We start from the raw sequence: 9,071 nt of genomic DNA, 5'->3' as shown, positions 1-9,071 counted from the left end.
GGCCTCATCGCCTTCCTGCAAAGGGGCCGCGCAGCCCGCACCACTGAACAAGAGGTAACACCATGAGCAAATCCGTCCTTTGTGCCGTGGACATCAGCAATGATGATCTGGACGCCACCGTGCTGCAACGCGCAGCCCAATTGGCCGAACTGGATGGTGCGCAACTGGATGTGGTGACTGTGCTACCGGATTTTGGAGAAAGCTGGGTCTCGGGTTTCTTCAAGCCGGAATTCCACGAAAGGGCCGTGGAAGCCGCGCACGAAAAGCTGATCAGCTTTTGCGCCGCGACGCTGGGAGAGGCGCGCAATGCCAAGGTTCGCCATGTGGTGGCCACCGGCAGCGCCTATCAGCAAATCCTGCACACCGCACAGGAAGCTGGCAGCGACCTGATCGTCATCGGTGCACATCGACCTGACCTCAAGGATTATTTGCTGGGCCCGAACGCGGCACGAGTCATCCGGCATTCGACGGCTTCGGTCTATGTGGTTCGATAACAACCCTCAGTAGCCGGTCATCTCCAGGTATCCGCGACCGGTGTGGCTGCCTTCGACGATGACAGGGCCCTCCCAGTATTCGAACCGTGTTCCCATCCAGGAATTTGGCGTGAGGGCCGAGACGTCAACCTCTATCCCTCGATCAGGCAGTCGGAGTTTCCATCGGACCGGTACACGCCGCTGCGCCACGTCGGCCTGTTCCAGTGACTCGAATTCCACCGAGCCATCGGGCAAGGCGGTAGCGACGCCGGCGGGATCAATCCAAGTGGCAGCGGTGAAATCCCCGCGCGCGCCGCGCAGGCGGAATGCCATCAGTTTGTCTCCGTCATCGAAGCTGAGTGAAAACCAGTCCCAGCCGCTTTGATCTTCGGCCAAAGGTTGCGAGGACCATTCGCGATCCAGCCAGCCTTGGCCGGTGACTGCAACATCTCTTTCGGGCAAGTGCAGGACGCCCTGAACCGTGTAGGAGGGTTGCGAGTAGTAATAGCTGGCTTGCCCATCGGCGGATTTGACGGAATAGCCACCGTCGCCATGGAACACCAATGGCCCGCTGGCGTGCAGGGTCAGATCATATCGGAATTCTGGACCGCCTGCGGTGAGTGAGAGCGTGTCGATATCAGCACCGCTCATGTGCCATTCGTCAATCCAGGCCTCAAAAGGCTGTGCGGTGACGCCCGCTTGTCCCGTGCCGCCGCGCGACAGGCGTTCGGCGAAATAATGGCCCTGGGGGCTGGTGACGGCAGCATGTCCCATCCAGATTTGCGGGCTTTGCCAGCCCTCGGCCTCTTCCGGTTTCAGGGCCGACCGGAACAAAGTCCACTGGATGCCATAGTCGCGCCCGTCGTCGCCCACAAGATTGGCTGTCAGGTACCACCATTCGATGCGGTAGCGCGGATGGGGGCCATGATCTGCCGGGAAATCGAACACGTAACCGGGTTGCGGCACCTCGAACCCTTCGGCTTTGCTTCCAAGCCCGGCATAGCCCTGTGCCAAAGCGCTAAGGGGCAGAAGGAGGAAGAACAGAAATGCCTTAACGTTCATTGGCAAAAACCCTCAGCAAGTTTGCAGGTGGAATTTGGCGTAGACGCCAGGCGGGCAGGGCGGCAGCAATTGCGGCGGCCACAAGGGTCAGCGCAAACAGGCGCAGCCAATCCCACGGGAACAGGTGCATGGGCAAACGCCAGCCAAAGGCCTGCACATTGATCACGGTCAACAAGACCCAGGCCAAAAGCAAGCCCAGCGGCAGCGCGAAACAGGCCGTCAACGCCGCCAGCAGTACGCTGCGCCATAGTTCAAGCTTTGCCAGCTGCGTGCGTGTTAGCCCCAGCGCCCAAAGCGGGGCGATTTGTGGCAGTCGTTGGGTCCAGAGGGTCAGAAGGCTGGTCAGAATCGCAAACCCGGCCACGCCCAAAGTCAGAATGTTCAGGGCCGAGGTTACCACAAAGGTTTTCTCGAAAATGGCCAAAGATTGTGCTTTCATTGCGCCCTGCCGGATGACGGATGACGGGGGCATTTCGAACCTGTCCCGCAAGCTCTGGGCCAGTTCTGCCGCACGATCGGGGGCGACACGGATGCCAAAGCGTCGCGCGGTGGTTCCGGGCGCGATCCTGTCCAGCATCGGCATTGACACAATCGCCTGTCCGGTCGGATTTCCATAGTCGGAATACACGCCGGCAATGCGCAACGTATGTTGGGGTGTCAGGGACACCAGGTCTCCGGGCCACAGATCAGCGCGGCGCGCCAGTTGTTCGTTGATCAGAACGGCTCCGTTCTGCATCACCTGGTCCCAGACATTCGGGCTGCGGGCGATGAGCGGCCAGAACTGGCGATAGGTCGGATCATCAACAACACCATACAGAAACAACGGGCCGGTCGGGTGGCTCAGCTCGGCATTGCGGATGGGAAGAACGGCATCGACCTGAGGCTCCAGCCATGCGGTGATGTCCGCGCCCTGCGCGTCGTTCTGTGCGGTGAAGTACAGCTCGGATGTCAGGCGCTGATCCAGCCAGCCGACAAAGGTCAGACGGAAGCTCGAGACCATGGTGCCAACACCGATATTTGCCGCAAGCGCCAGCAACAAGGCCATCAATGCCAGCGACAGCCCCGGCAATTGCGCGCGCATGTCCGCCCAAACCCACTGGGCCACAGGGCCGCGCGCTTTTTGTCCGAAAAATTGCAGCGCATGGGACAGAAGATAGGGCAGCAATAGCGCCGCACCGGTCAACAGTCCGGCAAGCAGTGCAAAGCCAGCGATCAGACCGTCCGAGACGAGAGGGGCCAAAATCCCCAACGCGATCAGAAGCAGGCCCGTGCCTCCGGCCAGGCGCCAGGATTGCGACGTTCCGCTCCACGCGTGCAAACCGGGACCTTCCAGCAAAGGCATTCGCGCCAGACGCAGCAAGGCTTGGCTGCTTGCCGCCAGTGTGCCCGCAACCGCCATGGCCAGCCCGGCCATAACCCAGTCGGGCCGCAAGGACATCTGGCCGTCGATTGGTGCGCCGTACAATCCGCGCAGCGTGGCCGCCACGTCAGGCAACAAAGCACCCGCCAGAAAAAAGCCCATCACCAGACCAAAGGTGCCCCCGGCCAATGCCAGAAAAAGTAACTCGGCGCAGACAATCCAGACGAGGCGCCGCATGGGCAATCCCAACGCCCTTAGGGTACGGATCACGCCCCGCCTTTGGGCAAAGGCCAGCCCGACGGTGCCGTGCACGATGAACAGGCCGACGGCGAAGGACAGCAGGCCAAAAGCGGTCAGGTTCAGGTGAAAGCTGTCGGTCAGTCGGGCCGTGTCCATTTGCGACGAGGGGCTGATATGCTCAAGCTCTGGCGCGATGTCGGAAAGCGGCGGGATCGCCTTGGGCTGATCTGGTAACACGATCAGCCGCGAGATCTGACCACTCTGGTTTAGCAGGCGCTCTGCGACGCCGATATCCGTCAGCACCAGATCAGGCGGCAGAGAGGAGCTGGCGATCACCGGCGGCACCCCCGGCGCGTTCCGCAAGTCGGGCACCAGATTTGCCGGGGCGAGCAGACGCCCCGGTGCGGTCAGCATGTCAGCCGGGTCGGGCGGTGTTGCACCCTGTTCCGCCTCGGTCACTGCGGGCAGCGCCGGATAGGTCACCATGTCGACGCCCATCAGGCGAACGGTTCGGCCGCCGATTCGCATCGAGCCCTCAAGGACAGCTGCCACTTGCCAGCCTGCGCGCCGAAGCGCGACATAACGGGATAAGGGAATAGGACCGCCGGGGTCGCGAAGCTCGTCGAACTGGCCGATCGCCAACTGGGCCGAGGCCCGGTCATAACTGGCGCGCGCCTCGGCATTGATGGCCTGCACGGCGGACCACAGGCATGTCGCCAACGCAATTCCCGTGAGCAGAGTGACCAATTGCAGCGGATGCGCCCGCCAATGAGACAACAGCGCCTGAATTGCAGGACCGGTCATTGAAGCCGACCACCTGTCAGATGGGCGCGACTGTCCAGCCGGGCGGCGATATCAGGGGAATGCGTGACCAGCAGCAAAGCGGCCCCGGTATCGGCAACCAGTGACAGCATCAGGTCCAGCACGACCGCGCTGGCGGTTTCATCCAGGTTGCCGGTCGGCTCATCTGCCAGCAACAGTTTGGGACGGGTTGCCATCGCCCGGCCGATGGCCACGCGTTGTTGTTGACCACCCGACAGGTTTTCGGGAAACCGCTCCAGCAAGTCGGACAGGCCCAGCCGCTGCACCAGATGGCTGATCCAGTTGGGATCGTGACGTCCGGCCAGCCGCGCGTGGATCGACAGGTTATGCGCTACGGTCAGTGACGGGATCAGGTTGAATTGCTGAAATACCAAAGACAACGTCTCGCGCCGCAGGGCCGCCCGGCCCGGGTCGTCCAGCGCTGAAAACGGTGTGCCGTCCAGCGTGATCTCGCCACCGTCAAAGCCGTCCAAAGCAGCGACCAGATGCAGCAACGTGCTTTTGCCACTGCCGCTTTCGCCGGTCAGGGCAAGCGTCTTCCCCTGTTCCAGCGCCAGTGAAACGTCGCTGAGGACCGGCCGTCCGCCGGGATAAGATTTCTGAATATGATCAACGCTTAGTAGCATCCGTGGTCCCAATCTTTGCCCCTTACAATGTGCGGCGTAGAAAGCCGGTGTCCAGAGCAGACAGAGCACAGGTTCCTTTCGCCGCAGCCTGCCGCGTTGCGCATCTGCCGGGGTTGTCCGGGCCTCACGAAACCGTCATTGTGACCCGAGCGCGGGGACAACACGCAGCGGGATCGGGATTGATGACATTATCGCAGCAGATCATCTGGGGCAGCCTTTATCTGGGCATCTGCTTTCTGGCCGAGATCATTCTGCTGACATGGTGCACACTGGTGATCCGCAAACTGGTCGCGCGCTTCGAGGCCAAGAGTCGGATTCTGATGACCGCAGGCCCGATCAGCGTGGCGCTGGTCTTTATTGTGACCATCCATACGTTTCAGGTCTGGTTGTGGGCGATCGTCTGGACGCTGAGCGATGTGTTGCCGGACATGAACACGGCGCTTTACTTCTCTCTGGTGACGTTCACCACGCTGGGGTACGGCGACATTGTTCTGGGCGAACAACTGCGGATCTTCGGTGCATTTGCTGCGGTTACGGGTTTATTGGCCTTTGGTCTGTCGACCGCTTTTATGGTGGCCCTGATGACGCGCGTTTTTCAGAAAGAGCTGATGGATTAGAGGATCGGCGCTGTAAGCCGTGCCAGAGGCGCGCCAAAGCGGATGTGAAACGGTTGCTGGAGCAGCGTGCGTCTTAATTCATAACTTTTTTCAAAATCGGCGCGCAGCATCTCGGCGGTCGCTTCGGCGGCGCGCGCGTCAAAAAACAGGGCCATCGCCTCGAAATTCAACCGGAACGAGCGATTGTCGAGGTTGGTTGTGCCCACGGCCGCCAGTGTGTCGTCGACCAGAAACACCTTTTGATGCATGAACCCGTCCGTATAGCGAAATACGCGGCCGCCACAGTCGCGGAGCTCATCGAAATAGGCAAAGGCGGCCAGCCAGGGCAGCCGGTGATCGATCACATCAGGTACCAGAATCCGCACGTCCACACCGCGCAGGGCCGCATGCTGCAGGGCGGTCATGATGTCGATATCGGGCACAAAATAGGGGGATGCGATCCATAACCGGTCTTTCGCTTCGGCGATGGCCGAGAAATACATCATCGCGCCGGTTTCCGTGTCGTCGCCCGGACCTGTTGCAACCAGCAGGGCGTTCATATCCTGCTCGGATTCCGAACCAGCCCAATCCAGCTGGTCAATCAGGTCCTCGTTGCGGGCCCAGTGCCAGTCCTCGGTAAAGATCAATTGCAGCTGGCGGACGATGTGACCGGTCATTTTCACATGGGTGTCGCGCCAGTGCCCGAACCGCGCACTTTGGCCCAGGTATTCGACACCTACGTTATGCCCGCCGATGAACCCGGTTTCGCCATCCACGATGACTGTCTTGCGGTGGTTGCGATAATTCAGCTGAAACCGGAAGTTCGGCCCGCGCTGCTGGCGCGGGTCAGCGACATCGACGCCTGCGGCACGCAATGTTTCCAGATAGCTTGAGGCCAGACCATAGCTGCCGACCGCATCGGTCATGAACCGCACATGTACGCCGCGCTTGACCGCAGCAATCAGTTTTTGCTGCAGTTCGCGGCCCAGCGCGTCGTCGCGGACAATATAGAATTGGATCAGAACATAGGTTCTGGCAGCGTCGATAGCCTCGAAGATCGCTTCAAACGTGGCTTCTCCGTCGATCAGAAGCGTGGCACCATTGCCCCGGGATACCGGTAGATGGGCCAGCGCCTCGAACGGGCGCGGGTTGATGCGCATGGACTCCGGGTCGGGTTTCGAGAAATCGGCAAAGGTTTTGATCCCTTCGACCACACGTTCGCTTTCCTGCCGTGCAATCCGATATCCGCGAAACCGGTGATGACCCAGGAACAAGTAAAGCGGAACGCCCAGCATCGGCGCGGACAGCAGAAATACCACCCATCCGACCGCCCCTTGCGGCGTCCTTGCCGTCTGCGCCGCGCGCACGGAAAACACGACCGCGACGCAGGCCAGAAGAAAGACAAAAACAGAAACCAGCAGAGTCCACATCAGCGTGCTCCAGTTCGGGTGAAGCGGGTCAAAATAGCAAGTGCCCCCCATAATTTGCCATATCGATGATCCTACTCCACATTTTGATCGCGCCTAGGTCTGATCACCATCGGCCAATCGTCCGTCCAGTGACATCAGAATGGCAACTGGCCGCAGCGCCGGGATGTGGCTGAAGATGATCAGCAGGCAGACGGTCAGAGGCACGCTCAGGAATGCGCCGATCAAACCCCAGACGGTTGTCCAGAAGGTCAGCGCCAGAATGACCAGAAAGGTCGACATGTTCAGGGATCTACCCAGCATCGCCGGGTCCACAAAGTTACCGATCAGGAACTGCAGCGTGCCGCATCCCAGAACAATGATCAGAAACGGACCGATGGTTTCAAACTGCACCAATGAAATCAGCGCCGGGAAACAGACCGCGATGATCGACCCGATGGATGGAATGAAGTTCAGCGCAAAGGTCAGAACGGCCCATGTTTCGGCATATTCCAGACCTAGCGCCCTGAAGACGGCATAGCTGATCCCGGCGGTGATCAGGCTGATCAGAGTTTTGACCCCCACATAGCGCTGCAGGCTGAGCGAGATTGCGTCAAGCACCGAAGCCAGGTCAGCCCCCAGCTTTGGGTTGCCTGCCGCAAGTTGCAGCTTTTTGCGAAAGGCCAGTCGTTCGGCCATCAGAAACGCCACATACAGGCTGATCAGGAAGAATTGGTTCAGCAGCGACGTCGCGCTGCCCAGCAGAAGGCGGGCCACGTAGGACATGTCGATACTGACCAGATTGTCCCGGATGAACCGGGTCACATCGTTGCCGACCAGTCCGGCAATGCGGTTCACCGCGTCGTCAAACTGCGTCTCATAGGTGTTGATTGATCGCGCGAATTGGGTGGCCTGACTGCCCAGAATATACATGATCATGAACAAACCGGCCAAAACTACTGTCACACCAGCGATATTGGCTAACCACACTGGAGCACGGGTCAGGGCAATAACCCGATCACTAAGCGCGATAATCAGTACGTTGATCAGCAAAGCCATGGTGATTGGAATCAGAAAGCTTGCACCGGCATATAATCCCAAGACGCCAAGGGTCGCGATGATCGTCACGTCGCGCAGAACGGCAAGGGACATGCGGGGGCGGATCAGGCGGTCGGGTTGTTCAGGGCTCATAAGCGGGCCTTGGGTTGAGACGGGCAGGTGCGCCCTGTGATCCTGCACAGGCTGGGTGCTTTATGCAATGCGCACAATTGCTTAACCCGGGAATTTACCACGTGGCGGCTTCTGCCTCGGTGAAAGGCAAGCTAAGATTTGAATATGACACAAGTTTCGATTCCCTCACCCGGACTGTATCTCCGCGCGCTCTGGATGGCTCTGGGCCGCTTTAACGACAAGAACGGCTTTGTCATGAGCAGCCATGTCGCGATGTCCCTGATGATGGCGCTTTTTCCCTTTGTGCTGTTCACCGTCGCCCTCGCAGGCGCACTGTCGCAAGGCTATGTCACCGACGAGCTGATTGAACTGATCTTTGGGGCCTGGCCTCAGGACGTGGCCGAGCCGATCATCGCCGAGTTGCGCGCGGTTCTGGCGGGCGCTGGTTCAGGTGTGATCACGCTGGGCGGTCTGTTGGCGATTTATTTCGCGTCGAACGGCGTAGCCGCCGTCCGCAAGGCCATGACCCAGGCCTATCATGACAAGGACAGCTGGCCGTTCTGGAAGACGCGTCTGTTGTGTATCGTGTTGGTGATCATGGGCGGCGGCGCAATCCTTGCGATTGCCGCGATCGAGGTGGTTTTGCCGGTCTATACGCGTCTGGTCTCGGAAAAAACAGCCGTGGATGTCGATGGCTGGTTTTCCGTTGACAGGCTGCGATGGACGTTCACCGTGGCGGTTCCCGCTGGCACCGTGCTGCTGGCACATCTGATCCTGCCCACGCGGCGTCACCGTCTGACGCAAATCCTTCCCGGCGTCGTGCTGACACTGGCGTTATGGGCGGCCGGAGGGTGGGGGTTTTCGATCTATATCGCCCAGTTTGCCACCTACAGCGCCACGTATGCCGGGTTGGCGGGGGCCATGGCGGCACTGATCTTTTTGTACCTGTGCTCGGCCATGCTGATCCTTGGTGCCGAATACAACGGAGCGCTGATCGACCTTCAATCTCCTCAAGTCGCGCTTTGATCTTCGGCATCGAACTGGCAGATTTGCGCCCCAGTCCCGACCCATTTCACCGATAGCTTCGCTGTAAAAGCACAGCCATTGCCAAAAGGTGAGATATGTCAGAACGCCCGGCCACCAATGTTCAGCCCGTGACCCAAACGGGAAAAACCAGCCTGGATCAACGCATTGCCGAGCTGCGTGACCGTGCGCCCTCGGATATCAGCCATGGTCAGGCGCTGATGCTGCAGGGAATCGCAGCCTCATCGCTGCGCGAGCAGCGCCTGTCGGGCAACAAGATCGATTTGAAATAA

At 59.9% G+C, this 9,071-nt stretch carries 9 protein-coding genes; 4 read left to right on the top strand and 5 right to left on the bottom strand.

The features are described from left to right. The first annotated feature begins 62 nt into the window (after positions 1-62). Complete coding sequence (locus ACRZ9X_RS15940; RefSeq protein WP_480520576.1) at positions 63-494, top strand: universal stress protein; 432 nt, start codon at positions 63-65, stop codon at positions 492-494. Positions 495-500: 6 nt separating this feature from the next. Here the strand turns inward: ACRZ9X_RS15940 and ACRZ9X_RS15935 are convergent, their stop codons facing one another. Genes ACRZ9X_RS15935 through ACRZ9X_RS15925 form a run of 3 tightly spaced genes read right to left on the bottom strand, consistent with a single transcriptional unit; the run spans position 501 to position 4,583 of the window. Further along, on the bottom strand, positions 501-1,535 hold the full coding sequence (locus ACRZ9X_RS15935) for a lipocalin-like domain-containing protein (RefSeq protein ID WP_480520574.1): 1,035 nt from the start codon (positions 1,533-1,535) through the stop codon (positions 501-503). Then, a complete protein-coding gene (locus ACRZ9X_RS15930) occupies positions 1,525-3,939 on the bottom strand; it encodes an ABC transporter permease (protein WP_480520572.1) in 2,415 nt (804 codons plus the stop codon). Before ACRZ9X_RS15930 ends, ACRZ9X_RS15935 begins: the two co-directional genes overlap by 11 nt. Then, on the bottom strand, positions 3,936-4,583 hold the full coding sequence (locus ACRZ9X_RS15925; RefSeq protein WP_480520571.1) for an ABC transporter ATP-binding protein: 648 nt from the start codon (positions 4,581-4,583) through the stop codon (positions 3,936-3,938). The genes ACRZ9X_RS15930 and ACRZ9X_RS15925 overlap by 4 nt, the downstream gene beginning before the upstream one ends. Before the next feature lie 182 nt (positions 4,584-4,765). Here ACRZ9X_RS15925 and ACRZ9X_RS15920 point away from each other — a divergent pair, with 182 nt between their 5' ends. Beyond that, positions 4,766-5,200 carry an ion channel gene (locus ACRZ9X_RS15920; protein WP_480520569.1) on the top strand — a complete coding sequence of 145 codons (435 nt, stop codon included), beginning with the start codon at positions 4,766-4,768 and terminating at the stop codon, positions 5,198-5,200. On the opposite strand, the gene cls is transcribed toward ACRZ9X_RS15920, so the two are convergent. After that, on the bottom strand, positions 5,197-6,609 hold the full coding sequence (gene cls / locus ACRZ9X_RS15915; RefSeq protein ID WP_480520567.1) for a cardiolipin synthase: 1,413 nt from the start codon (positions 6,607-6,609) through the stop codon (positions 5,197-5,199). The two genes, ACRZ9X_RS15920 and cls, sit on opposite strands and share 4 nt — an antisense overlap. A gap of 93 nt (positions 6,610-6,702) precedes the next feature. Further along, positions 6,703-7,776 (bottom strand): AI-2E family transporter, encoded by a 1,074-nt coding sequence (locus tag ACRZ9X_RS15910; RefSeq protein WP_480520565.1) that lies wholly within the window; start codon positions 7,774-7,776, stop codon positions 6,703-6,705. A gap of 144 nt (positions 7,777-7,920) precedes the next feature. On the opposite strand from ACRZ9X_RS15910, the gene ACRZ9X_RS15905 reads away from it, so the two are divergent. Beyond that, on the top strand, positions 7,921-8,781 hold the full coding sequence (locus tag ACRZ9X_RS15905; protein ID WP_480520563.1) for a YihY/virulence factor BrkB family protein: 861 nt from the start codon (positions 7,921-7,923) through the stop codon (positions 8,779-8,781). Positions 8,782-8,876: 95 nt separating this feature from the next. Next, positions 8,877-9,071, top strand: a complete 195-nt coding sequence (locus ACRZ9X_RS15900) for a hypothetical protein (protein ID WP_480520561.1) — start codon at positions 8,877-8,879, stop codon at positions 9,069-9,071.

The sequence above is a fragment of the Ruegeria sp. AL1 genome (assembly GCF_056540905.1).
The sequence above is the reverse complement of the archived record's forward strand: the minus strand, read 5'-3'. Positions and strand labels throughout refer to the sequence as shown.